The following is a 23,338-nucleotide window of genomic DNA, read 5'->3' on the forward strand; positions in this document are numbered from 1 at the left end:
CCGAGCGGCTCCGAAATCGTGACGTTCATGCCCATCAGGCCAAAAATCAGGGCACTTGCACGATTTAGGGATGGTCCCGTTGACGGGCGTGTTCGCTGCCGCGCTCATCGACACCCCGCGCACTGAGTAAGATGACCTTAATTCCCGTTTTGCGCACCAACGGTTAGAAATGAACCATCGATGAGCGCATCCGCAACGGAAACACCCGTCGGGCTGATCGGGCGGCGCCGTGAATCGGCGGCACTGGAACGTGTGCTGGCCGACGCGCGGGCGGGCACCAGCGCGGTCCTCGTCCTGCGCGGCGAGGCAGGGATCGGCAGGACGGCGCTGCTGGACCACATCGCCGCCCACGCGGCCGGGTTCGCCGTCGCCGCGGTCGCCGGCGTCGAATCCGAGATGGAACTGCCCTACGCCAGCCTCCAGCAGCTGTTCGCCTCCATGCTCGACCGGCTGCCACAACTGCCCGCACCACAGCGTGAGGCGCTGTCCGTCGCGTTCGGCGCACAGAGCGGCCCGCCGCCGGATCGCTTCACCGTCGGGCTGGCGGCGCTGAGCCTGCTGGGCGCGCTGGACGAGCCGCTGCTCTGCCTGGTCGACGACGCCCAGTGGATCGACCACGCCTCCCTGCAGGCGCTCGCGTTCGTGGCCCGGCGGCTGCAGGCCGAACCGGTCGCGCTGATCTTCGCCGTACGCGAGCCGGCCGAACCGCCGGTGCTACCCGGCCTTGCCGAAATGACGGTGTCGGGTATCAGCGACACCGACGCGCGTGCGCTGCTGGCCTCCGTCTTGCGGGTGCCACTCGACCCGCAGGTGCGCGACCGGCTCGTCGCGGAGGCGCACGGCAACCCGCTCGCCCTGCTTCAGGTGCCGCGCTCGCTCGCGCCGGCGGAGCCGGCAGGCGGATTCTGGCACCCCGAGGGGCGTTCCGCGACGAGCCGCCTCGAGAGCGCCTATCTCCAGCAGGTGCAGTCACTGCCGCAGGACACCCGACAGCTGCTGCTGATCGCCGCGACTGATCCGACCGGCGACGCGGGTCTGCTCTGGCGCGCAGCCGAAGCCCAGGACATTGCCGCGGCCGCCGCGGCGCCCGCGGAGGCGGCCGGGCTGATCGAGATCGGTGCCCGGGTGCGGTTCCGTCAACAGATCGTCCGTACGGCCGTCTACCGGGGCGCGACCATGGCGCAGCGGCGCGCCGCGCACCTGGCCCTGGCCGAGGCCACCGACCCCGAGCTCGACCCCGACCGCCGAGCTTGGCACCGTGCCCGCGCCGCGACCCAACCGGACGAGCGGATCGCCGCCGACCTGGAGCACTCCGCCGTTCGGGCACACCGCAGGGGAGGAGCCGCCGCGACCGCCACCTTCCTGCGCTGGGCCACCGACCTGACCCCCGACCCCGCTCGCCGCGTCCCCCGCGCCCTGGCCGCGGCTGAGGCCGCGTTCGAGGTCGGCGCCGTGGACCACACCCATAACCTGCTGGCGGTCGCGGAGGCCGGCCCGATGGACGATCTGCTGCGGGCCAGGCTCGAACGCCTGCGCGCCAGACTGGTGTGCACCCAGGTGCGCGGCGGTGACGCGCCGCGGCTGCTGCTCGACGCCGCGGCCCGGATGGCGCCGCTGGATGCCGCGCTCGCCCGGGACACGCTGCTGGAGGCCGTCGGGGCGGCGATCCTCGCGGGCCGGCTCGGCCCCGGCGAGCTCGAGGTCGCGCGGGCGGTCCGCGCCGGACCGCCCGCGTCGGAGCCGCCCCGGACGGTCGACGTGCTGCTGGACAGCGTCACCGGCCGGATCGTCGACGGTTATGGCGGCGAAGTCGGCGGCTTGCAGGACGCGGTGCGCACCCTGTGCCGGGAGCAGGAGTCCGAGGCGACGGCGACCGTCGGCTGGCTGTGGCTGGCCTGCCCGGTGACGCCTGAGCCGCTGGCACCGGAAGTGTGGGACGACGACGCGTGGCACGAGCTGACCACCAGCGGCGCCGACATCGCCCGCAAGGCCGGGACGCTGTCCGTCCTCCCGCTCGCGCTGAGCTACCAGGCCAACTATTGCCTGCATACCGGCGACTTCGACACCGCGTCGGCGCTGATCGACGAGTCGATCGCGATCTCCGAGGCGGTCGGCAGCATGCCTCTGACGTACGGCTCGCTGCTGCTGTCCGCCTGGCGGGCACAACAGCCCCAGGCGCTGGACCTCATCGAAGCCGGCATCAGGCAGGCGAGCGCCCAGGGCGAAGGACGCGCGCTGGCGCTGGCCGAGTACGCGGCCGCGCTGCTGCACAACGGTCTCGGCCGCTACGAGGCGGCGCAGGCCGCCGCCGCCCAGGCTTGCGCCCATGAGGACCTGGGGTTCTTCGGCTGGGCGCTGGTCGAACTGATCGAGGCGGCCACCCGCAACGACGACCGCGGCACCGCCGAGGCCGCACTCGACCGGCTCGTGCCGAGCACCAGGGCCAGCGCGACCGCCTGGGCGCGGGGCATGGAGGCCCGCTCACGTGGGCTGCTGGCCGACGGCCCGGCCGCGGAAACGCACTACCGCGAAGCCGTCGAGCAGCTGGAGCGCTGCCGGATCACCGTTCATCTGGCCCGCGCACACCTCGTCTACGGCGAGTGGCTGCGCCGCCAGAACCGCCGCCAGGACAGCCGGATGCAGCTGCGCGCCGCCCACGACGTGTTCACCCGGGCCGGAGCCGACGGGTTCGCCGAGCGCGCCCGGCGGGAGCTGACCGCGACGGGAGAGACGGTGCGCAAGCGCAACGTCAGCCCGCTCGGCGAGCTGACCGGCCAGGAAGCGCAGATCGCCCGGCTCGCCAGGGACGGTCACACCAATCCGGAGATCGCCGCCCAGCTGTTCATCAGCCCGCGTACGGTCGAATGGCACCTGGGCAACGTGTTCACCAAGCTCGGCGTGAGCTCACGCCGGTATCTCCACGCCGCGATGCCGGTCGCCGAACCGTCGGAGCCGGCATGACCGGCGGAGGCGACTCCGCGACTCGTGCGGCGGCGCGCGGGTGTGCACCGGCGCGCAGGATTCGCCCGCCGGGTCGACACCCGTCGCTGCCAGGGGTCCCGGACGAGTGGATCATCCGGGGCTGCCATACTGGGCGCGAACGAGCGCGATGCTCTGTCGCGGAGGTAAAGCGGATCATGATCGCTGCGGGGTGCCCGACACCGACCCCTTCCCCGGCCAGGGCCGGACGATGAGCACGGTCGCCTTCCTCAACATAGGCATGCACGGTCACATCAACCCGACACTGCCGCTCGCGGCGGAACTCGTCCGTCGTGGCCACACCGTCACGTACCACACGACGCCCGCCCACGCGGAGGAGATCGCCGCTACCGGCGCACGCGTGTTCCTGTACTCCGGCGACGAGATACCGATGTCGGGACCACCGTCGCCGATCACCCTGCTGGAACAACTCGCGCGCACCGCGGTGCAGGTGCTGCCGGGTGTCCTCACCGATCTGCGCGGTGCCCGGCCCGACCTGGTCGTGCACGACTCCGCCTGCCTGTGGGGGCCGGTGGCCGCCCGGGAACTCCACGTGCCGGCCGCGTCGTCGTTCACCACGTTCGCGTTCAACCGGCACGTGCCCAGCCCCACCCGCGCCTCCTGGGCGCTGCTCGCCGCGGCGGCGGCCATGCCCCGCAGTGCGGCAGGCTACCTGCGGGCGCGCTGGGAACTGCGCCGCCGGTACGAGATGCGGGGGGTGCCCCTGATCGACCTGGCGGACATCCGCCAGCCGCTCAACCTGGTCTACACCTCGCAGGCGTTCCACCCCGACGCCGACAGCTTCGACCGATCCTTCCGCTTCGTCGGGCCGAGCATCGGCGCCCGCCCGGGCGACCCGTCGTTCCCGCTCGACCGGCTGCGGGACCCGGTGCTGTACGTCTCCATGGGCACCGTGTTCGAGGCCGGCCCGCGGCTGCTGCGCACCTTCGCCGCGGCGCTCGCCCCGCTCGGCGGCACCGTGGTCGTCGCGACCGGACACACCGACCCCGCCGAGCTCGGTCCGCTGCCGGCGAACGTGCTCGCCGTCAACTCCGTGCCACAGCTGGAGGTGCTGGCCCGCGCCGCGCTGTTCGTCACCCACGGCGGCGTCAACAGTGTCAACGAGGCCCTGCACGCCGGCGTCCCGATGCTGGTCGTCCCGCAGGGCGCGGACCAGACGCTGGTGGCCCGCCGCATCGTCGACCTCGACGCCGGCCTGTCCATCGGCGCCGAGGACGTCGACGTCGACGTCGTACGCGCCCTCGCCCAGCGTCTGCTCGACGAGCCCCGGTTCCGGGCCGCCCTGGGCAACCTGCGGGCCGCCCAACGTCAGGCGAGCGGCTTCCCCCTCGCCGCCGACGAACTCGAGCGCTACCTGCGGCAGACCGGCGTCACCGAGCCAGGTCCCGCGGAACTGCGGCGCAAGGCCGAACGGTGACCCTCTTCGTCGCCGTCCTGCTGCTGCTCGCCGGCCTGTCCGAGGCCATCGGACGGCTGCTGCCCCTGGTGGCTCGCCTGTCCGGCGTGTCGCACACCCGGGCGATCTGGCTCGTGGTCGCCGGTGCCTTCGTCGATGCCGCCGTGTTCGCGCTCTGGCCGCTGTCCGCCTGGACCCTCGCCGAACTCGTGCTACCGACCTCGACGACCGGACAGGGCGTGCTGGCCTGGACACCGGGTCTGGTCGCCCCGCTGCTGCTCGCCGCGATCCTGGCGTTTCCGCTGCTCGGGCCGTTCCTGCACCTGCTGCTCATGGTGGGCGTGGGGGCGGGCCTAGCCACCGCGCTCGTGCCGGTGGCGGGGATCGGCTGGTGGGAGGCCGCCGGGTGCGTGGCCGTGGCGGGAGCCGGGCTCGGCATCGCCGTCGAGGGCGTACGCCGCCTGGTCGCGAGGCTCAACAGGACCAGGGTGCCGGAGTCGTTCCCGTGATCGAGTTCGCGCTCCTGCTGCTGCTCTTCGGGATCGGACCGGTGCTGCTCGCCGAAGCCCTGCTCTCCCGGTACGAGCTGCTGGCCTACACCGCGGGCTGGCGGACGCCCGACACCGCGCTACCCCCGCGCGTGCCGTACGCCCGGGGCGCGGACGCGGACCGTCCGCCGGCCGCCTACCTGGTCTATCTCGACGGCATCGGCAAACGTCGCTTCCAGGACACCCGCGACGGCGGCCAGCTGGTCAAATCCCTGCTTAGCAGGGCACCGGAACTCCGGGTGCTGGGCCAGGTGCAGCCATACTCCCCGCTGGCCCATCCGCTCGCCAACCGGCCGGTGTGGATCTGGCTGCGCCGGCGCATGGGGCTGGTGCTGTTCCTGCACAACGTGATGCAGATCTTCGTCGCCGCCGACCGCCGGTACCGTCCGCTGTACAACCGCGCCGTCGGTTCGCAGATCGCGACCCAGCTCCGGCTCGCCGGCTACCAAAGCGGCAGCGGCATCCCGGTGGTGCTGCTCAGCTACAGCGGCGGTGCCCAGGTCGCCACCGGTGCGGTGGAGGAGCTGTGGTCCGAGCTGCGCTGCCCGCTCTGGTTGATCACTCTCGGCGGGTTCTACAACGGCGCCAACGACATCAGCCACGCCCAGCATCTCGACCGGCTCACGGCGGCCAGCGACTGGATCGAGCGCACCGGCATGTGGATCTTTCCGCAGCGATGGCCGCTGTTCCGCTGGAGCGGGTGGAACCGGGCCGTGCGCGCCGGGAAGATCACCGTCCACTGGCTCGACCCGGCCACCCACGTCGGTCCGCGCAGCTACATCAGCCCGCAGGCCAAGCTGCCCGACGGCCGCAGCCACCTCGACCGGACCGCCGACACCGTGATCGCGCTGATCCGCGACCGGATCGGGGCCACCGCGGATCCCGAGAGCCCGCCGGCCTGAGCTGGTACGGCACGGACCGTGCCGCCGGTGTGGTGATGGTCCGTGCGGCGGGCCGTGTCGTTCAGCCGGAGGTAGTGGTGTCGAGGTGGTTGATGCCGCTGCTGTGCAGGGCGTTCACCGCGCGCTGCACCTGTGCCTGGGGCACCGCCTCGCCCGCCTGGGCGTAGACCCAGTCGACCCGCATGTCCCAGGTCCGCGGCCCGCTGAAGGGCAGGTCGACGAGCCAGTTGCTCAGGTGGATGCGCATGGGCTCGCGGGGGAAGGTCTGGCCGTCGCTGCGGAACACGGGGCGTCCGTCGACGGAGTAGGTGACCTTGCCGCCGGCCACGGTGAGCATGACGACGTGCCAGCCGGCCAGGGAGCTGCGGTGGGCCTTGGTGGCCCGGTCGCCGGGAGTGGAGCTGCGCCAGCTGGTGGTGTCGAGTTTGGGGCCGGGCACACCCCAGCCGCCGTTGGGCTGGTATTCGAAGTCGAGTTCGCTGTACTTCGGGGATGACGCGGTGGCCGAGATGGTGGCGAAGGACTCGTTGACGTGGTCGCCGTCGCGGCCGTCGCGCGGCTTGTCGGTGAAGAAGATCCGCGCGGCCACGGTGCCGGTGTGGAACGTGTCGCCGGCGGTGACCAGCTCGGCCTGCCGCGTGCCCGCTCTGGTGCCGTCCGTGGTGACCCGCAGTTGCAGTGCCTGCCCGCCCTGCGCCTTCGGGTCGGCGGGAAAGCTGATCCCGTCGGCCGACCAGGTGTCGCTGATGCCGGGACCGCCGCCTTCCGTGCGGACCTGCCAGCCGTTGGCGGTCAGCGCGGGATCGTCGACACCGGTGTAGTGGAAGTTGTCGAACAGCACTCCCGCCGGGACGGCGGCGGCGGGCCGTGGCGAGGCCGGGGTCCGGGCCGGGTCGCCGGGTTCCTGTCCCCAGCTCAGCACGCCACGCCGGTAGGCGGTCACCAGCGTCGACGGCGTGTAACTGGTCATCGTGCCGTCGAACGAGTGGTCGTCGGCCTGGTCCAGATCCCGGTGGTCGAGGCGGTACAGCTGCAGCCCGATGCCCTGGCTGGTCCCGCCGGGCGCGAGCGTGCCGGCGGCGGAGGTGAAGCCGATCTGCAGGTAGTGGCTCGCGGAGGCGGTGGGAGCCGGAGCAGCTGTGACGGTCTGGGTGACGCTCGAACACCGCAGCGCCGTCTGCACGCAGTTCGCCGCGTACACCGCGCCGTCGTCGGCGCTGAAGTAGTACCGCAGCGTCACGTCGGTCAGCGCCACCGGCTCGCCGGAAGTGTTGATCACTTCCAGCCAGGGCTTGCCCACCGGACCGGTGGACGGGGTGTCGGTGCGGTAGCGGACGGTGAGTGGCGCGTCCTGTGCGGCGTCGGCGAACGCGGACTCGGCCGGGGCGGACGTCACCCGCCACACCAACGTGCCTCCTGCGCCGAGCACCGCCGCGGCCAGCAGCACGGCCATGATTCGCCCGCGGCGAGGGGAACGGGTACGGGACCGGCTCACGCGGACTCCTTGCGACACGGCCTGAGGGCTTCTGATCAAATGACGCGCCATCTTACAGCGTGTTCCAGCCACTCTGAGCTGGGAAAACGTCGAGGCGACCGGGCATGCGGCAGGTGTGCCGCCGAGCCTGCGGCAAGGCAGGGCAGTGTTCTTAGTCACCTTAGTTGTGACTACGTCATAGCAATGCCGGAATTATCCGGACAAAAACCCACGGTTCGATGGCAAATGCGCAGCTCAGAGCCGTTCTGTCCGTCTCGCAAAGCTTCCGGAATCGGCTAACCTTCGCGTGCTCCAGACGGTGAATCGATCCCGCTGGACGACAGTTCACGGGAAACACGGAGCGACAGTGCAACAGACCATCATGCGCGAAACAGGACACGACGTGTCCCGCCTGCTGCGCGGCCGGCACCGGAGAGATCACCGCGCCCCCGAACCGCGGCGCGCGATGCTCTACGACACCGTCGTGATCGTGCCGGCACGCAACGAGCAAGCGGGCATCCTGACGTCGCTGAACTCGCTGGCCGGGCAGACCCGACGCCCCGACCGGATCATCGTGGTGGTCAACAACTCGACCGACCACACCGAGGAGTTCGCGCGCCGGTTCGCCGCCGACCCGCACACGCCACCGACCGATGTGCTCCTCATGCCCCACAACGCGCACAAGAAGGCGGGCGCCCTCAACTACGGCATCGCCTGGCTGCGGCGCCGCGCCGGGGGGCGGCTGACCGATGTGGTCAAGCACGTCCTGGTGATGGACGCCGACACGGAACTGCACCCCAAGTTCATCGAACGGGCCCGGAACGTGGTCGCCGCCGATCCCGGCATCGGCGGCGTCAGCGCGGCCTGCCTCGGCCGCACCGGCCTGTGGCGCACCCCGTGGCAGCGATACCTGCTCGGCATGCAGATCATCGAGTACGGCCGGGCGGCCAACGCCCGCTACCGCAGTGACGTGCACACCATGTCCGGGGCCGGTTCGTTCTACCGCGGCGAGGCCCTGCAATCGGTGCTCGACTGGCGCGGCTCGGTGTTCTGGGAGGATCACCGCAACCTCGTCGAGGACTACGAGACGACCCTGACGCTCAAGGAATGCGGCTGGAAGGTGACCTCCAACCAGCTGTGCATCGCCTATACCGATCTCATGCCCACCCTGCGTGAGCTGCTGCAGCAGCGGCAACGCTGGGTTCGCGGCACGGTCGACACGCTGCGCAGCCGTGGTTGGACCAGGTTCACCTGGCACTCGATCGCCACCTTGATCCTGGGGCTGATCGGTGCCGCCTACATCGTCGGCTGGGGATCGACGCAGCTGATCACGGCAGCCCGGCACGGGTTCACCCAACATCCGGTCTTCTGGCTGCTGTTCGCCTTCTGGATCGTCTACCCGGCGCTGCGGGTACGGAACATGGGCTGGAAGGCGATGCTGGTCGAGGCCCTGCTGATCCCCGAACTGGTGTACACGGTGGTCCGTACCTACTGGCTCGTGTCGTCCGTGCTGAAGTCCTATTTCACCCGCGTGTCGGCGTGGCAGTAAGGCAGGAGAGTCTGTGAACACCTTCAAGGGCATCGGCGCCTGCGTGGTGCTGGCCGCAACGATCTTCGTCATGGGTCGACTGGTGCACGTCGAGATGGTCATCCACGCCGTGTCGCTCGTTCTCGTCGCCGCGTCGACAGTCGCGTACCTGGCGGCACTGCTTCGCTTCCGCCGGGACCGCCGCATCGCGGGCGACTGACGCACGAACCCGCTCGACCGCGACGCGGCGCCCCGGAGCGGGCGCCGGCTGTGCCCCCCGTGGCGCGGCCGGCCCGGCAGCCGCTGATCATCGTGCGGGTCAGCGGTGCCTTCCGCCCCGGGTCACTCGTCGCCCTGGTCCCGCAGGCGGGCCCGCTCCTTCTCGATGATCTGGCGCTCGGCGGCGGCGCGCTTGCTGTCGTTGTCGCTCACGTCGACCGCCTGCGCGTTGGCGTCCTTGAACGCGCTGCGCCGGGCGTACTCGTCGAAGATCGCGGCTTTGGCCGCCACCAGCTCGCGCACGCTGGTGTCCACGGTGTCCTCGGCGATCAGCCGGAACACCTGCACCGGCCGGACCTGGCCCATCCGGTGGCAGCGGGCGATGGCCTGCTCCTCGGTGCTCGGCTTCCACTGCGGCTCGACGAGGATCACCACCGAAGCCGACTGCAGGTTCAGGCCGACCCCGCCGACCTCGATCTGGCTGACCAGCACGGCCGGTTTCCGGCTGGCGGTGAACGCGTCGATGACCTGCTGGCGCTGCAGCGGGGGAGTCGAGCCGGTGAGGGGCCCGTGCGCCCGCGCGCCCAGCGCCTCCGCGACCGCGGTGAGCACGTCGCGGAAGTACGAGAACACGACGACCTTGTGCCCCTCGGCCAGCGCCTCGGCGGTGATCTCGCGGATGTGGTCGAGTTTGGACGAGGTCTTCGCCGGGTCGCCGAAGGTGGCCCGGCGCATGGTCATGAAGTGACCCTCCCAGACGGCCTTGCGGTAGGCGCGGGCCTCGTCGGCGGCCAGCGTCACCGGGAGCACGTTCTCGATCCGGGCGGGCAGCTCGGCGAGCACGTCGGACTGGTTGCGGCGCAGATATGCCGGTGCGATGGCGTGGCGGAACGCCTCCGCCGAGGGCGCCGCGGCGGCCTGCCGGGCGACGGCGGGGTTGACATGCTCGGTGAGCACGGCGAACTCGGTCACCCGGTTCTCCAGCGGCGTGCCGGTCAGCAGCGCGACCCGCTCGGCCTGCTCGATGAGCCGGCGGCTCTGCCGGGTGCGCTTGGCCTCCGGGTTCTTGATGTAGTGGGCCTCGTCGAACGCGGCCATGGCGACCTTGACACCGGTGAGGTCCAGCCGGTCCACGGCTGTGTACGTGGTCACGCCGACGCCACCCTGTGCGCGCCAGGCCGCGTTGGCCTTGGCGACGTCGCCGCCGTAGAGCAGCCGCGGGGTCAGCTTGCAGTGCCGTTTGATCTCGTGCATCCAGTTGCCGGCCAGGCTCGGCGGGCAGACCACCAGGAAATGCCGCTCGCCCCGCGCGGCCAGGTGGCACATGGCCGCGAGCGTCTCGACGGTCTTGCCCAGGCCCATCTCGTCGCCGAGGATCACCCGCCGCTGCACGAGCATGAACCGGGCGCCGAAGGACTGGTAGCCGCGCAGCGTGGAGTTCAGCAGGCTGGTGTCCAGGCGCAGCTCGTCGATGCGGGCGGCGTCGTCGGGCGGCAGGTGCCCGGCCGGGTCGCGCCCGCCGGTCTCCCGGCCGGTCACCTCGGCCAGCAGGGTCAGGTAGGTCGCGGCGTCGGCCTGGTACCTCTGCCACAGCTGCTTGTCGGTCGGCTCGCGGGACAGCGCCGTCGTGGCCGCGACCACCCTGGTGCGGGCGGTCTCGAGCCGCCGCGAGCGCAGGGCCTCGTCGAGCTCGGCCAGTGCCTCGCGATCAGCCTGGCGGCCCTGGCGGCCGCGGAACAGGCCCCGCCAGCGGCTGTTGGCGCGCCGAGCGCCGTCGATGCGGCCGGCGATGGCGTCGTGCAGCTCGCCGGCGCGGGCGAGCACGGGCCGCACGCGCCGGCGTACGACGGCCAGCCGGTGCAGCGAGCGCAGCAGGTGGGTGTCGGCCGGCGAGCGGCGGTCGGGGTCGGGGCGCAGCACGGTGTCGGCCTCGACGGCCTCGGCCAGCGCCTCGATGGCGGCCTCGAGCTGGGTTACGGTCGTGCGCCCGATGCCGGGGTACTGGTGCAGCTGGTGGCGCCGGGCGATGAGCTGGCCGACAGTGGTGATCCCCGCCGCCTGCAGCGGCCCGAGGCGCAGCCGGCCGTCGGCCGCCTCCCGCAGCCGCGTGAGGTCGGCCTGGTGCAGGCGCTCGTCGAGCAGCCGGCGGCGGTGGCCGGTGGCGAGTTCGCGGATCTCGGTGACGAGGCGCTGCTCGGCGTCGAGCAGGGTCCGGGCGCTCCGCTGCGTGTCCGCGGCGTCGGTGACCAGGGCACGCGCTTCACGGCTGCGCGCAGCGGCGACCATCGTGACCTCCTTTCACTCCGACATCCTCATGCCCAGCCGACCACGCCGTCACGCCACGAGCAGGCGCGTCAACCCGCGTCGGAGGAGCTGCGGCCGGGCAGCCGCAGCAGCGGCAGGGGCCGGTGCGTACGGATGAGCCAGGCCTCGAAACCGTTGAGCGCGAACAGGACGGCGACCAGCAGCGCGGCCGTCGCCACGAGCGGCAGCACGACGGCCGCGGCGGCGATGGCGCAGCAGCTGACCGCGGCGGTGAAGCGCTGCACCGTCGCCGCGCCGAACATACGCCAGCGCGCGTAGCAGAACCCCCACAGGTACAGCGCGACACCGGGTGCCAGCAGCAGCTCGGGCAGGCTGTGCGGCACGTCCAGGGGATGGGCGAGCAGCTTCTTCAGGCCGACCGCGACCGCCACGATCGCGACGACGTAGCCGAGGTGGGCGTAGCTGAAGACGTCGGTGACGATGCGCGACTGGGCGGGGGTGTGCTCGAGGCTGTGCCGCACCGCCGGTGCGCCATAGTGGAAGTACGTCCACCACAGCAGCACGATCAGCGTGAACGCGAGCAGCAGCGCGACCAGCTCCGCGGTGCCGAGGCGGCCCGCGGCGGCCTGGTTTCCGGTGGCCACCACGGTCTCGCCCAGCGCGATGATCAGCACCAGCCCGAACCGCTCGGGCAGGTGCGCCGTCTCGAACCGCAGCTCGCTGAGGCTTCGGCGGAGCAGCCGCGGGCTGCTCAGCTCGATGAGCGCGGCGGTCACCCACAGCGCGGTCTGCCACGGGCCGCCGAGCACGGCGCCGGCCAGGTACAGTGGGGCGCTGACGAACAGCGCGACCGCGAACGGCTCCAGCGTGGGGCGCCGGGACGCGCCGGAAAGTCCACTGCGGACCGCCCACAGGACCAGCCGCAGCACGGCGTAGGCGACGGCGAACAGGATCGCGTGGTCGCCGTACGCCTGCCCGATCGCCACCGAGACCAGCAGGCCGCAGCCGGCGGCGCCGAACAGCACGAGCCGTCCCGCGGCCCGGTCGACACGGCTGCCGGCCAGGTTCGCCACCAGTGTGGTGCCCACCCAGCCCCACCACAGGGGCAGGAACAGCAGCACGGTGCGAGCGGCCTCGCCCGCGCTGTGCGCGCCGGCCAGCGTGGTGGTGATCTGCGTGATCGCGAACACCCAGATCAGGTCGAAGAACAACTCGGCCCAGGCGACGCGCTGCTCCTCGTGGTGGGCGGCCGGGGTGGCCGGGGCGTCGGCGACGGGGTCTGCGGCGACCGGTGGGTGGTTCACGTGACTCCCTGTGGTGAGGCTGCCCGGCAACGCTATGGGGCCGCGCGCCGCCCGACAACTTTCTCATCCGGCCACATCGGACTCGCGTGCCTGTTGCGGCGGCGAGACGCCTCGGCAAGCATGTGGTCCTGACTCCGTGCGCCGGGGAGGTGCGGTTGAGCCGCCTGGGCAGGTTGCTGATCCTCATCGGTGTCCTGGTGGTGGCGTGCGGCCTCGCGGTCCGGGTCGGTTCCGCGGACCGGCTCGCTGCCGTCCAGACGCTGGGCCTGGCCGTCGTCGCCGGACTCGCGCTGGTCGCGGTGAACCGGGTGCGTGCCCGGCGCGACTGGTTCTCGCCATGAGGGCCATCCTGAGCTGCGTGATTTACTTGGCCGGACGTTGACATCGACGCCGCGTGGCCCCGCCCCCGGGCACGGCGGCTGCCGAACCGCCGAGGAGCGCCGGTGACCCCCTCGCACGACCCGCACACCCCCGCCGGTGACCCAGGTCACTCCCACTCTCACGATCATTCCCATGCCGTTCCGGTGAGCCGGCGGGCCACCCGGCTGACGATGATCGCCCTGATCCCCGCAGCCGTGGCCACCCTCGTCGGCCTGCTCCTGCTGTGGCCGGGCGACCTCAAGACCGAGCCCTGGACCGGGGCCGTCAACCACGACGGCGTCGTGGCGGGGGTCCGCGTCGTCGACTGTGCCGACGCCGCGGAGCCACCGGTGCAGACCCCGGAGCAGACCGCGCCACCGGCGTGTGGAGAGGTGGTCGTGCGGCTCGCCGACGGCAAGGTGGTCACCACCTCGATCCCGTCGGGTCCGGGTGCGGCCGAGGTCGAGGCCGGCGACAAGGTCATCGTGATGGAGACCGAGTCGATCGACCAGGAAGGCGCGATCAGGTACGAGATCGTCGACCACGACCGCACCGACGGGCTGTGGGCGCTGGCCCTGGCGTTCGTCGGCGCCGTGATCGCGTTCGGCCGCTGGCGCGGCGTGTTCGCGCTGGTCGGGCTCGCGTTCACGTTCGCGGTGCTGCTGATGTTCGTCGTGCCGGCGATCCTGCAGGGCAGTTCGCCGCTGCTGGTCGCCATCGTCGGCTCGGCAGTGATCATGCTGGTGGTGCTGTACCTCACCCACGGCATCAACGCGCCCACCTCGATGGCGGTGCTGGGCACGCTGACCGCCCTCGCGCTGACCGGCGGCCTGTCGGCGCTGTCGGTGTCGCTGCTGCACCTGACGGGCATGGCCAGCGAGGAGTCGATGTACGTCACGTTCGTGAACGCCGACATCGACATGGCGGGCCTGCTGCTGGCCGGCATCCTCATCGGCGCGCTCGGCGTGCTCGACGACGTCACCGTCACCCAGGCCTACACCGTCACCGAACTCGCGGCCGCCAACCCGAAGCTGGGCTTCACCGGCCTCTACCGGGCGGCGTCGCGGGTCGGCCGGGCGCACATCACCTCGGTCATCAACACCATCGTGCTGGCGTACGCCGGTGCGTCGCTGCCCACCCTGCTGCTGCTGACCGCGGGCGGCGCGCCGCTGGGGGAGATGCTGACCAACGAGTTCCTGGCGCAGGAGATCGTGCGTTCAGCGGTCGGCACGATCGGCCTGATCGCCGCGGTGCCGATCACCACCGCGCTGGCCGCCCTGGTCAGCCGGGGGACGGGCGACGCGACGGCGACCCGCCGCCCGCGGCCCCGGCGGGTCGACGATCTTGAACAGGCGTGGGGCCTGCCCGCTGACCACGACGCCCACCCGCGCCCGCAGCCGTCGCGGGCCTGGGCGGAGCACGACCGAACGGTCTGAGCCGGCCGCTTGCCGGAACCGGCACCGGGTTCGCGACTACCCGGGTGGCGCAGACGCCGGCGCGGCGCGGGACCCGTGCCGCGCCGGCGTGACTCAGCGGCGGAAGGCCTGATCGGCGAGGTGCGGGCGTACGGCGGTGCGGGCCGTGGCCGGCTGCTCGCCGCACAGCTGCGCGACCAGCATCGCGATGGTGGCGTCGGCGATCGGGTCGGGCTGTCCCGGCGCGACGTAGTGGGTCATGTTCTGCGCGACGGTGACCTGGCGGCGGCCGTCGGGGCTGTGCCAGGAGATGGTGGCGTGGCCGAGCACGAGGCCGTCATGCCCCCAGGCCAGCCCGCACGGCAGCGCGTTCGAGTACAGCCCGAGGCCGTAGCCGCCGTACTCGGGCGCGCCGGGCACCCACGGCACCGTCGTCTGCATCTCGGCGAGCTGCGCGGGCCGCAGCAGCCTGCCGGTCAGCAGCGCCCGGTAGAACATGTTGAGGTCGCCGGTGGTGGAGACGAGCTCGCCGGCGGCCCACGCCCAGGACATGTTGTAGTCGGCGAAGTCGAGCAGCACTCCGTCGTACCAGGGGATGTAGGCGGCGGCGTGCGGGCCGTGGATGCGGGTGCCGGTGCCGGGCAGGTAGGTGTGGCGCAGGCCGAGCGGCTTGATGATCCGCTTGGTGATCTCGTGTGCCACGGACCGCCCCGTGATCTTCTCCAGGATCATCCCGGCGAGCACGTAGTTGGTGTTGGAGTAGGACCAGGCCGCGCCCGGCACGTCCGTCGGGGGCTGGCCCAGCCCGATCGCGGCGAGCTCGGCCGGGGTGAACGTGCGGTGGCGGTTCTCCTCCAGCAGGACGTCGGTGGCGAAGATGACGTGGTCGTAGTCGGCGATGCCGCTGGTGTGGTTGAGCAGCATCCTCACGGTGACCCCGTCGACGGCGTACGCCGGCAGGTAGCGGCCGATCGGGGCGTCGAGCCGCAGCTTGCCCTCCCCGACGAGCTGGAGCAGGACGGTCGCGGTGAAGGTCTTGGTGATGCTGCCGACGCGGTGGCGCATGCCGGGCCGGGTGGGCGCGCCGGTGCTGACGTCGGCGACCCCGGCGGCCGCCGACTGGCGGTGCCGGCCGTCGACGGCCTCGGCGAACACGCCGGGCATGCCGGCGGCGGTGATCGCCTCCAGTTGCGGGCGCAGGGTCGAGCCGGTGGCGGCGGCGGGTGCGGCCCCGGCCAGCAGGCTCACGGTGATGGCGGCGCCGAGGACGGCACGGATGGGCGTTCTGGTCATCATTCCTCCCCTTTGGACAGAAGCCATGCTGCCCCATCTGCGGGCACGTGCCGTCAGTCCGGCGAGGGACGCGGTCCTCGGTCCCGCGGGGGACTCCGCCGTCGTCCTGGCGGCGGAGAGCGCGCCCCGCATCGTCTTCGCCGACGGTTGTTGGGGGAATCGTGACGCAATCGCGGTGGCCGTACTTGCCTCGGCCAAGCACACTGTGCGGATGGGCAATGTGATCACCGATGGTGAGATCGTCGTGTCCGGCCTGACCAAACATTACAAACAGGTCAAAGCCGTCGACGGACTCTCGTTCACCATCAAGCCGGGACGGGTGACCGGCTTCCTCGGACCGAACGGCGCAGGCAAGACCACTACGTTACGAATGATCCTGAATCTGGTGTCGCCCAACGCGGGCACCGCGACGATCGGCGGCTCCCGCTACGCCGACCTCGCCGAGCCGCTGCGCGCGGTCGGCGCCGTGCTGGAGGCGTCGAGCGCGCACAAGGGCCGCACCGGTCGCAACCACCTGCGGGTCATCTGCGCCGCCGCCGGTCTGCCGGCCTCCCGCGCCGACGAGGCGATGGAGCTGGTCGGGCTGACCCCCGCGGCCAAGCGCAAGTTCAAGGGCTACTCGCTGGGTATGCGGCAGCGGCTCGGCATCGCCGCGGCCATGCTCGGCGACCCGCGGGTGCTCATCCTCGACGAGCCGGCCAACGGCCTGGACCCCGAGGGCATCCGCTGGATGCGCGACCTGCTGCAGAAACTCGCCGGCGAAGGCCGCACCATCCTCGTCTCCAGCCACCTGCTGTCGGAGATGGAGCTGCTCGCCGACGACGTCGTCATCATCGCGGCGGGCCGGCTGGTCGCGCAGGGCCCGGTCGCCGAGGTGATCGGCAACGCGGGCAGTGTGGGCACGGTACGCGTGCGCACCCCGCACCCCGACAAACTGCTCGGCGCGCTCGACGGCGTCGGCAGCAGCAGCGGCGAGAACGGCGCGCTGGTGCTGACCGGCGTCACCGCCGAGCAGGTCGGCGACGCCGCGCTGCGCGCCGGGGTCGCCATCCACGAACTGGTCACCGAACGCCCCGACCTGGAGCGCGTCTTCCTCGACCTCACAGCGGGCAAGGAGGCGATCCGGTGAGGCTCGTCCGCAGCGAATTCCTGAAGATCCGTACGACCAACGTGTGGTGGCTGTTCGCGCTCGGCGCGATGGGCCTGCTCGTGGTGGCGTTCGCGGCCAACGCGCTGAACATGCACTTCGTGCTGGAGCCGCCGACCGAGGCGGGCCAGACCATGGACCCCGAGCAGGCCGCGGTGCTGAAGGCGCTGGCCGATCCCGTCGCGCTGACCTCCTACATGGTCACCTCGGGGCAGTACTTCGGGTTGATGTTCGTCATGCTCCTGGGCATCATCACCGTGACGAACGAGTTCCACCACCAGACCGCGACCACGACGTTCCTGTCGACCCCGCACCGGACCTCGGTGATCGTGGCCAAGGCGGTGGCGGGCGGCGTCTTCGGCATCGTGCTGTGGCTGGTGACCACGGCGCTGACCGTGCCGGCGACCGCGATCTTCCTCGAATCCGAGGGCATCACTCCGGCCCTGGGCGACAGCGAGGTCATCCGGGCCGTCCTGCTCAACGGCCTGGCGTACGCGCTGTGGGCACTGATCGGCATCGGCATCGGGGTGCTCATCCGCAGCCAGATCGGCGCCACCGTCACCGCGATGGTCGTCTACACGGTGGGCACGGCCGCCGTGTCGATCATCGTGAACCTGCTGACGACCGCGCTGGACTGGGACTGGCTCGCCAACGTCCAGTGGGCGATGCCGTCGCTGGCGTCGAACCTCATGACCAGCGGCGCCAACCTTCCCGGCCAGCCCGCGTACTGGGTCGGCGCGCTGGTGCTGGTCGGCTGGGCCGTCGTCACCGGCCTCGTCGGCACGCTGCTCACCCGCTCGCGCGACGTGTCCTGAGCCCGTTGTCCGGGGCCGCTCCCCTTGGTGGAGCGGCCCCGGACTACCGACTTCGCCGGACCGGAGCGCCCCAGCGGTGGGCATGACCTGGACATTCCGTCCTGCTGCCGGGACGTGTAGCGTCGGCCGCGATGATCGGCACGTCACGAGGCCTGCGCACGCTCACCGCCGTTCTCACGGCGGTCTTCACGCTCTCCGCGTGGCGGCTCGGCGACCTCGGCCCGGACGGACAGCCACTCGACCTGCTGCTCGTCGCCCTGAACACGTTGCCGCTGCTCCTGCTGCGGCGTTACCCGCTCGCGGTGCTGGCCCTGCTCAGCGTCGCGTACCCGTGCTGGATGCTGCTCGGCCATGAACCGCACCTGCTGCAGTCGCTGCCGGCGGTCGCCGCGATGTACGCGGTCGGCACGTGGGCCCGGCCGCTCCGGGTCCGCGCGCTCGGCCTGCTCGCGCCGGCCTGGATGCTGGTCGCGGCGGTTTTCTGGCGGGCGCCCGAAGCCGAGATCGGGTACGTCGCGGTGATGTTCGTCGTGGTGTGGGCGCTGGGCGCCGCACTGGCCGACCGCCGGTCCTACGCCGCGCAGCTGGAGTCCCGGACGGCGGCGCTGGAGCAGGCACGCCGTGAACTCGCGGATCGTGCCGTGGCCGACGAGCGGGCCCGGATCGCCCGGGAGCTGCACGACGTCATCGCGCACGCGATGAGCGTGATCACCGTACGCGCCGGGGTGGGCGCGCACCTGCTGGACTCGCGCCCCGCCGAGGCGGCCGCCGCGCTGCGGGTCATCGAGAGCACCGGCCGCGAGGCGCTGTCGGAGATGCGCCGCATGCTGGCCGTCCTGAGCGACCCCGATCCGCGGGCGCCCCTGCCCGAGCCGCAGCCGGGCCTGCGCGACCTGGACCGGTTGATCGAACAGGCGCGTGAGTCACAGGTGCCGGTCACGCTCACCGTGCACGGCGTCCACCGTCCGGCGCCGACCGGCCTCGAACTGGCCGTCTACCGCCTGGCCCAGGAGGCATTGACCAATGTGGCCAAACACGCCTCCGGGGCACCAGCCTGGGTGACGATCCGCTACCTGCCGGAACATCTGGAGATCGAGGTCCGCAACACGGGTGGCCCGTTCGGCCGGACCGTGGTGCCGGGCCAGGGCCTGCGGGGCATGGCAGAGCGCGTCGCGCTCTACGACGGCCGGCTGCAGATCACCGGCGAGGGCGAGGAATTCGCCGTCACCGCCCGGTTTCCGCTGACACCCGAGGAGCCGGACCACGGGACACTCGTTCGGGAGGCCCTGTCATGATCCGCGTCGCGGTCGTGGACGACCAGGAACTGGTCCGGGCCGGGTTCCGGGCGCTGCTCGACGCGGACGCGGGTCTGGACGTCGTGGGGGAGGCCGGCGACGGAGCCGCCGCCGTCGAGCTCGCCCGCAGCCACCGGCTCGACGTCATGCTGATGGACATCCGCATGCCGGGCGTCAACGGCATCGAGGCGACCCGGCGGATCCGGGCCCTGGCCGAACCACCCGAAGTGCTCATCCTCACCACGTTCGACACCGACGAGAACGCCTTCGACGCCCTGGAAGCCGGCGCCGCCGGGTTCCTCGTCAAGGACACCCCGCCGACGCAGCTGCTCGACGCGATCCGGGCCGCGGCCCGCGGTGGCACGGTCATCTCGCCGGTGACCACCCGACGCCTCGTCGACCGCCTCATCGCCGCCCGCATCGTCCGGGACCGGCCCGTGCCCGCCGGGCTCGACCTGCTCACCGACCGGGAACGCGAGGTCCTCGGCCTCGTCGCGCGCGGCCGGTCCAACCGGGAGATCTCCGCACTGCTGCAGATCTCCGAGCTCACCACCAAGACCCACGTCTCCCGGATGCTGACCAAGCTCGGTCTGAGCAGCCGGGTTCAGGCCGCGGCGCTGGCATACGAGACCGGGCTGGTCCGCCCGGGGGAGTAGGGCCACGGCACCGCGTACCTCGAAAGTGTGAGGCGGCGGTGCCTCGTTTCGCCGACGACGGCGGTCCCGTGCGCTCGTACCGTGCGGTGCATGGAAACCGTGATCGACGTGGAGCGGCTCCACAAGAGGTACGGCCCCGTCACGGCGGTCGCCGACGTCAGCCTGTCCGTACGGCGCGGGGAGATCTTCGGGATCCTCGGCCCGAACGGAGCCGGCAAGACCACGACGGTCGAATGCCTGCAGGGTCTGCGTCCCCGCGACGGCGGCAAGCTGGCGGTGCTCGGGCTCGACCCGGACCGCGACGTCGGCCGCCTGCGCCGCCGGATCGGCGCCCAGCTCCAGTCGGCGGCACTGCCGGACCGGCTCCGGGCCGGCGAGGCGATCACACTGTTCGGCCGCCGCTTCACCGGCGACCAGTCCGTCGACGTGGCGCACACACTGGAGACCTGGGGTCTGACCGCGCTGCGCCGCCGCGCTTACGGCGCCCTGTCCGGCGGCCAGCGGCAGCGGCTGTTCCTCGCCCTGGCCATGCTCGGCAGCCCCGAGATCGTGTTCCTCGACGAGCTCACCACTGGTCTGGACCCCGTCGCCCGGCGCACCACCTGGGACCTCGTACGCCGGGTCCGCGACCGCGGCGCCACCGTCGTCCTGGTCACCCATCTGATGGAGGAGGCCGAGGCGCTGTGCGACCGGGTCGCCGTCGTCGACGGCGGGCGCGTCGTCGCGCTCGACACCCCGGCCGCGCTCGCCGCGCGCCACGGCGGGGCGGTCCGCACCACGTTCACCGCCGGCCCGAGCGACGTGACCTTCCTGCGCCTGCTGCCCGGGGTCACGGCGGTGACCGTCGACGGGGGCCGCGTCACCGTCGAGGGCACCGGCCCGGCCGCGGTCAGGGTCGCCGCGGCGCTCGCCGAACACGGCCTGTTCCCCGACGACTTCCGCACCCACCATCCCAGGCTGGAGGGCGTCTTCCTCGCCCTGACCGGCCGTCGCCTGGACGAAGGAGCCCAGTGATGACCGGACAGCTGGTATGGACCGAGCTCAAGCTGCTGACCAGGGAGCCGCTGGTGCTGGTCTTCAGCCTGGCCTTCCCGGTCACGATGATGGTGCTGCTGCTCGTCTCCTTCGGCGGCGAGACGTCCCCGGTGTTCGGGGGCGGCGACGGCACGGTCTTCTACGTCACGGCATACCTCGCGGCGGCCATCGCGGTCCTGGGCTTCATGGGCACCCCCGCCCACCTCGCCGCCTACCGTGACAGCGGCGTGCTGCGCCGGTTCCAGGCCGCCGGCCTGGCCGGCCGTGCGGTGGCCGGATCCCAGGTCGTCGTGATGGCCGTGCTGGCCGTCGTCGGCGCCACCGTCCAGCTGGTGATCGCCTACACCGGGTTCGACCTGGCCGCCCCGCGTGACGTCGCCGGTGTGGTCACCGCGTTCGCCGTCGGCGTCATCGCCTTCTCCGCCCTCGGCACGCTGCTCGGGTCGCTGCTGCCGTCGGCCCGAGCCGCCCAGGGCGTCGGCCTGGTGCTGTTCTTCGGCACCTTCTTCCTGGTCGGTGGCGGACCACCGCCAGGCCGCCTGCCCGCCGCCGTCAACACCGTCGCCGGTTACACCCCGACCGGACTGCTCGTCGACAGCATCCGCCGACCGTGGCTCGGCGACGGCAACGACCTGACCGCGCTCGGTTTACTGGCGGCGCTCGCAGCCGTCGCCTGGGTCCTCGCCATCCGCCGGCTCGGCCGCAGCTGAGTCAGGACGTCCGTGCGGTGCGGGCGGCGGTGTAGACGACGGTCAGGCGCGGATCGTCGACCTGCCCGCCCTCGTCCTCGATGAGCGCGGCGAGCCGGGTCAGGAACTGCTCGCGGTCGGCCGGGGCGAGTTCGGCGATGTTCGGGAACGTCGACCACAGGTCGCGTGCGGTCTCCGGGGTCAGGGTCTGCTGCCAGGCGATGACCTCGACGGCGACGTCGCCGAACCAGCCGCCGGCGGTCAGCTGCCCGCGCCACCGGTCCGTGTCGAGCATGTACGAGCGGCTCTGCCGGTAGCCGGCTTCGGCGGGCAGCAGGTCGCGGTACACCTCGTCGAGCCGGTCGCGGAACGGTGTCGGCCGGCTGACGTCGCCGAAGTCGGTCCACCAGGCGGCCAGCCACCCGCCCGGCCGGACCAGGCCGCCGATCTTCTCGGTCGAGGTGGCGGGGTCGAGCCAGTGCAGCGCCGTCGCCGCCACCGCCAGGTCGAAGCCGCCGGTGGTGGTCGCGGTCTCGAAGTCGGCGACGATCACTTCGAGCCGGTCGCACGCATGGTTGTCGGTGAGGATCGCGGCGAGGTTCGCGCCGGGTTCCACCGCGACCACGTGCGCCCCGGCTGCCAGCAGCGGCCCGGTCGCCAGCCCGTTGCCCGCGCCGATCTCCAGCACCCGCGCGCCCGGCCGCAGCCCGCAGCGGCGGGCCAGCAGGTCGAACACCGCGTCCGGGTACGGCGGCCGGCCGCGCTGGTAGGTGCTCGCGGCCGCGTTGAACGACATCCGGCGGTGCGGTCGCGCCGCTTCCGGAGTCGTCGATCGGCCGGTCATACCGCAGGTCCGGTTGTCGCCTGTGCGATGTCGTCCACCTGGGCAGTCTGCCATCGTGCCGGCCGGGCGGGCACCACGATTTCCCCGCCACGCCGGGACGGGTCAGCCGGTTCTCCGGCACGCCGGGACGGGACAGCCGGTCACCTCCGCTGAGCGCGACCGTCAGCCTGCCGATCGGACAGGCGGCTCACGACTCGGGCAGGGGCCAGGCGGTGCGGAAGGTGCGGCGGTAGGCATCCGGAGGCACGCCGACGGTGCGGTGGAAGTGGCGGCGCAGCGTGGTGGCGGTGCCCATGCCGGCCGCCTCCGCGATGGCGTCGATGCTGCTGTCGGTGTTCTCCAGCAGCTCCTGGGCGCGGCGGATGCGCTGCGTCGACAGCCATTGCAGCGGGGTGGTGCCCGTCGCCGACTTGAAGTGGCGGGCCAGGTTGCGTGAGCTCATGTTCGTCTGGCGGGCCAGGTCCTCCACGGTCAGCGGGCGGTCCAGGCGTTCCAGCGCCCAGGGGAGCAGGTCGGCCAGGGGATGGTCGTCGCGGGCGGGCACCGGCGTGGTGACGAACTGGGCCTGGCCGCCCGCCCGGTGCGGCGGCACCACCAGCCGGCGGGCGACGGCGTTGGCGACCGTCGAGCCGTGGTCGCGGCGGATGAGGTGCAGGCACAGGTCGATCGCGGCGGCCTTGCCGGCGGAGGCGAGCACGTTGCCGTTGTCGACGTAGAGCACGTCGGGGTCCACCGTCACCCGGGGATGGCGGGCGGCCAGCTCGTCGGTGTGGGCCCAGTGCGTGGTCGCCCGCAGCCCGTCCAGCACGCCGGCGGCGGCCAGCACGAACGCGCCCGTGCACAGCGAGACGATCCGGGCGCCCGCCTCGTGGGCTGCGCGGACGGCGTCGACCAGGCCGGACGGCAGGTCCACGTCGATGTCCGCCACGGCCGGAATGATCACGGTGTCGGCGCGGGCCAGGCGGTCCAGGCCGGCGTCGGGTTCCAGGTGGAATCTGCCGATCCGGACCGGGCCCGGGCCGCAGACCACGAGGTCGTACCACGGGTCGGCCAGGCCGGAGGGGTCGCGGACGAAGATCTCGCAGGCCATGGCGAGCTCGAAGTGCAGCATCCCGTCGGTGGCGGCGAGCGCGATGGTGGCCATGTCCGAAAG

At 72.2% G+C, this 23,338-nt stretch carries 20 protein-coding genes; 14 read left to right on the top strand and 6 right to left on the bottom strand.

All coding sequences use genetic code 11. The features are described from left to right. Nucleotides 1-180 precede the first annotated feature (180 nt). The 4 genes from HAV39_RS12545 (at nucleotide 181) to HAV39_RS12560 (ending at nucleotide 5,846) form a co-directional block, all read left to right on the top strand. Entirely contained in the window at nucleotides 181-2,961 is a 2,781-nt protein-coding gene (locus HAV39_RS12545; protein WP_191839378.1) for a helix-turn-helix transcriptional regulator, read from the top strand. 190 nt (nucleotides 2,962-3,151) lie between these two features. Continuing rightward, nucleotides 3,152-4,417, top strand: coding sequence for a macrolide family glycosyltransferase (locus HAV39_RS12550; RefSeq protein WP_203736124.1), 1,266 nt, complete (start codon nucleotides 3,152-3,154; stop codon nucleotides 4,415-4,417). Continuing rightward, nucleotides 4,414-4,905: a hypothetical protein gene (locus tag HAV39_RS12555; protein ID WP_191839379.1), complete on the top strand. Its 492-nt coding sequence runs from the start codon at nucleotides 4,414-4,416 to the stop codon at nucleotides 4,903-4,905. The genes HAV39_RS12550 and HAV39_RS12555 overlap by 4 nt, the downstream gene beginning before the upstream one ends. Further along, nucleotides 4,902-5,846 carry a hypothetical protein gene (locus HAV39_RS12560; protein WP_191839380.1) on the top strand — a complete coding sequence of 315 codons (945 nt, stop codon included), beginning with the start codon at nucleotides 4,902-4,904 and terminating at the stop codon, nucleotides 5,844-5,846. Before HAV39_RS12555 ends, HAV39_RS12560 begins: the two co-directional genes overlap by 4 nt. A 61-nt stretch (nucleotides 5,847-5,907) precedes the next feature. Here HAV39_RS12560 and HAV39_RS12565 read toward each other — a convergent pair whose 3' ends face one another. After that, a complete protein-coding gene (locus HAV39_RS12565) occupies nucleotides 5,908-7,341 on the bottom strand; it encodes a cellulose binding domain-containing protein (protein ID WP_191839381.1) in 1,434 nt (477 codons plus the stop codon). A 346-nt stretch (nucleotides 7,342-7,687) separates the two neighbouring features. Here HAV39_RS12565 and HAV39_RS12570 point away from each other — a divergent pair, with 346 nt between their 5' ends. Continuing rightward, complete coding sequence (locus tag HAV39_RS12570; RefSeq protein WP_191839382.1) at nucleotides 7,688-8,869, top strand: glycosyltransferase family 2 protein; 1,182 nt, start codon at nucleotides 7,688-7,690, stop codon at nucleotides 8,867-8,869. Between the two features lie 13 nt (nucleotides 8,870-8,882). Next, entirely contained in the window at nucleotides 8,883-9,068 is a 186-nt protein-coding gene (locus HAV39_RS12575) for a hypothetical protein (protein WP_191839383.1), read from the top strand. 122 nt (nucleotides 9,069-9,190) lie between these two features. Here HAV39_RS12575 and HAV39_RS12580 read toward each other — a convergent pair whose 3' ends face one another. Together HAV39_RS12580 and HAV39_RS12585 are read right to left on the bottom strand one after the other, a co-directional pair. After that, complete coding sequence (locus HAV39_RS12580) at nucleotides 9,191-11,353, bottom strand: DEAD/DEAH box helicase (RefSeq protein ID WP_191839384.1); 2,163 nt, start codon at nucleotides 11,351-11,353, stop codon at nucleotides 9,191-9,193. A 68-nt stretch (nucleotides 11,354-11,421) separates the two neighbouring features. Further along, a complete protein-coding gene (locus HAV39_RS12585) occupies nucleotides 11,422-12,636 on the bottom strand; it encodes a low temperature requirement protein A (protein ID WP_191839385.1) in 1,215 nt (404 codons plus the stop codon). A 155-nt stretch (nucleotides 12,637-12,791) separates the two neighbouring features. On the opposite strand from HAV39_RS12585, the gene HAV39_RS12590 reads away from it, so the two are divergent. Further along, nucleotides 12,792-12,977: a hypothetical protein gene (locus HAV39_RS12590; protein WP_191839386.1), complete on the top strand. Its 186-nt coding sequence runs from the start codon at nucleotides 12,792-12,794 to the stop codon at nucleotides 12,975-12,977. Between the two features lie 183 nt (nucleotides 12,978-13,160). Continuing rightward, on the top strand, nucleotides 13,161-14,432 hold the full coding sequence (locus tag HAV39_RS12595; RefSeq protein WP_239120342.1) for a YibE/F family protein: 1,272 nt from the start codon (nucleotides 13,161-13,163) through the stop codon (nucleotides 14,430-14,432). Between the two features lie 93 nt (nucleotides 14,433-14,525). Here the strand turns inward: HAV39_RS12595 and HAV39_RS12600 are convergent, their stop codons facing one another. After that, nucleotides 14,526-15,704, bottom strand: coding sequence for a serine hydrolase domain-containing protein (locus HAV39_RS12600; RefSeq protein ID WP_191839387.1), 1,179 nt, complete (start codon nucleotides 15,702-15,704; stop codon nucleotides 14,526-14,528). 211 nt (nucleotides 15,705-15,915) lie between these two features. Between HAV39_RS12600 and HAV39_RS12605 the strand changes: the two genes are divergently transcribed. From HAV39_RS12605 to HAV39_RS12630, 6 genes are all read left to right on the top strand, one after another. Beyond that, nucleotides 15,916-16,833: an ABC transporter ATP-binding protein gene (locus HAV39_RS12605; protein ID WP_120315008.1), complete on the top strand. Its 918-nt coding sequence runs from the start codon at nucleotides 15,916-15,918 to the stop codon at nucleotides 16,831-16,833. After that, nucleotides 16,830-17,666 (top strand): ABC transporter permease subunit, encoded by an 837-nt coding sequence (locus HAV39_RS12610; protein ID WP_191839388.1) that lies wholly within the window; start codon nucleotides 16,830-16,832, stop codon nucleotides 17,664-17,666. The genes HAV39_RS12605 and HAV39_RS12610 overlap by 4 nt, the downstream gene beginning before the upstream one ends. 131 nt (nucleotides 17,667-17,797) lie before the next feature. Then, complete coding sequence (locus tag HAV39_RS12615; RefSeq protein ID WP_191839389.1) at nucleotides 17,798-18,961, top strand: sensor histidine kinase; 1,164 nt, start codon at nucleotides 17,798-17,800, stop codon at nucleotides 18,959-18,961. Then, nucleotides 18,958-19,617, top strand: coding sequence for a response regulator (locus tag HAV39_RS12620; RefSeq protein ID WP_191839390.1), 660 nt, complete (start codon nucleotides 18,958-18,960; stop codon nucleotides 19,615-19,617). The genes HAV39_RS12615 and HAV39_RS12620 overlap by 4 nt, the downstream gene beginning before the upstream one ends. Nucleotides 19,618-19,707: 90 nt before the next feature. Continuing rightward, the gene (locus tag HAV39_RS12625; RefSeq protein WP_191839391.1) at nucleotides 19,708-20,631 is read left to right on the top strand and encodes an ABC transporter ATP-binding protein; all 924 of its coding nucleotides are present in this window, start codon (nucleotides 19,708-19,710) and stop codon (nucleotides 20,629-20,631) included. After that, nucleotides 20,631-21,362 carry an ABC transporter permease gene (locus HAV39_RS12630; RefSeq protein ID WP_191839392.1) on the top strand — a complete coding sequence of 244 codons (732 nt, stop codon included), beginning with the start codon at nucleotides 20,631-20,633 and terminating at the stop codon, nucleotides 21,360-21,362. Before HAV39_RS12625 ends, HAV39_RS12630 begins: the two co-directional genes overlap by 1 nt. 1 nt (nucleotide 21,363) lies before the next feature. Here HAV39_RS12630 and HAV39_RS12635 read toward each other — a convergent pair whose 3' ends face one another. After that, a complete protein-coding gene (locus tag HAV39_RS12635; RefSeq protein WP_191839393.1) occupies nucleotides 21,364-22,137 on the bottom strand; it encodes a class I SAM-dependent methyltransferase in 774 nt (257 codons plus the stop codon). A gap of 235 nt (nucleotides 22,138-22,372) precedes the next feature. Further along, nucleotides 22,373-23,329: a helix-turn-helix domain-containing protein gene (locus HAV39_RS12640; RefSeq protein ID WP_191839394.1), complete on the bottom strand. Its 957-nt coding sequence runs from the start codon at nucleotides 23,327-23,329 to the stop codon at nucleotides 22,373-22,375. Nucleotides 23,330-23,338 lie beyond the last annotated feature (9 nt).

The sequence above is a fragment of the Catellatospora chokoriensis genome (assembly GCF_011297315.1).
Lineage (GTDB): Bacteria > Actinomycetota > Actinomycetes > Mycobacteriales > Micromonosporaceae > Catellatospora > Catellatospora citrea.

Coding starts and splice junctions, on each gene's coding strand:
- HAV39_RS12545 (WP_191839378.1), top strand. CDS start 181: ATGAGCGCATCCGCAACGGAAACACCCGTCGGGCTGATCGGGCGGCGC.
- HAV39_RS12580 (WP_191839384.1), bottom strand. CDS start 11,353: ATGGTCGCCGCTGCGCGCAGCCGTGAAGCGCGTGCCCTGGTCACCGAC.
- HAV39_RS12600 (WP_191839387.1), bottom strand. CDS start 15,704: ATGACCAGAACGCCCATCCGTGCCGTCCTCGGCGCCGCCATCACCGTG.
- HAV39_RS12605 (WP_120315008.1), top strand. CDS start 15,916: ATGGGCAATGTGATCACCGATGGTGAGATCGTCGTGTCCGGCCTGACC.
- HAV39_RS12615 (WP_191839389.1), top strand. CDS start 17,798: ATGATCGGCACGTCACGAGGCCTGCGCACGCTCACCGCCGTTCTCACG.
- HAV39_RS12620 (WP_191839390.1), top strand. CDS start 18,958: ATGATCCGCGTCGCGGTCGTGGACGACCAGGAACTGGTCCGGGCCGGG.
- HAV39_RS12625 (WP_191839391.1), top strand. CDS start 19,708: ATGGAAACCGTGATCGACGTGGAGCGGCTCCACAAGAGGTACGGCCCC.
- HAV39_RS12630 (WP_191839392.1), top strand. CDS start 20,631: ATGACCGGACAGCTGGTATGGACCGAGCTCAAGCTGCTGACCAGGGAG.
- HAV39_RS12635 (WP_191839393.1), bottom strand. CDS start 22,137: ATGTCGTTCAACGCGGCCGCGAGCACCTACCAGCGCGGCCGGCCGCCG.
- HAV39_RS12640 (WP_191839394.1), bottom strand. CDS start 23,329: ATGGCCACCATCGCGCTCGCCGCCACCGACGGGATGCTGCACTTCGAG.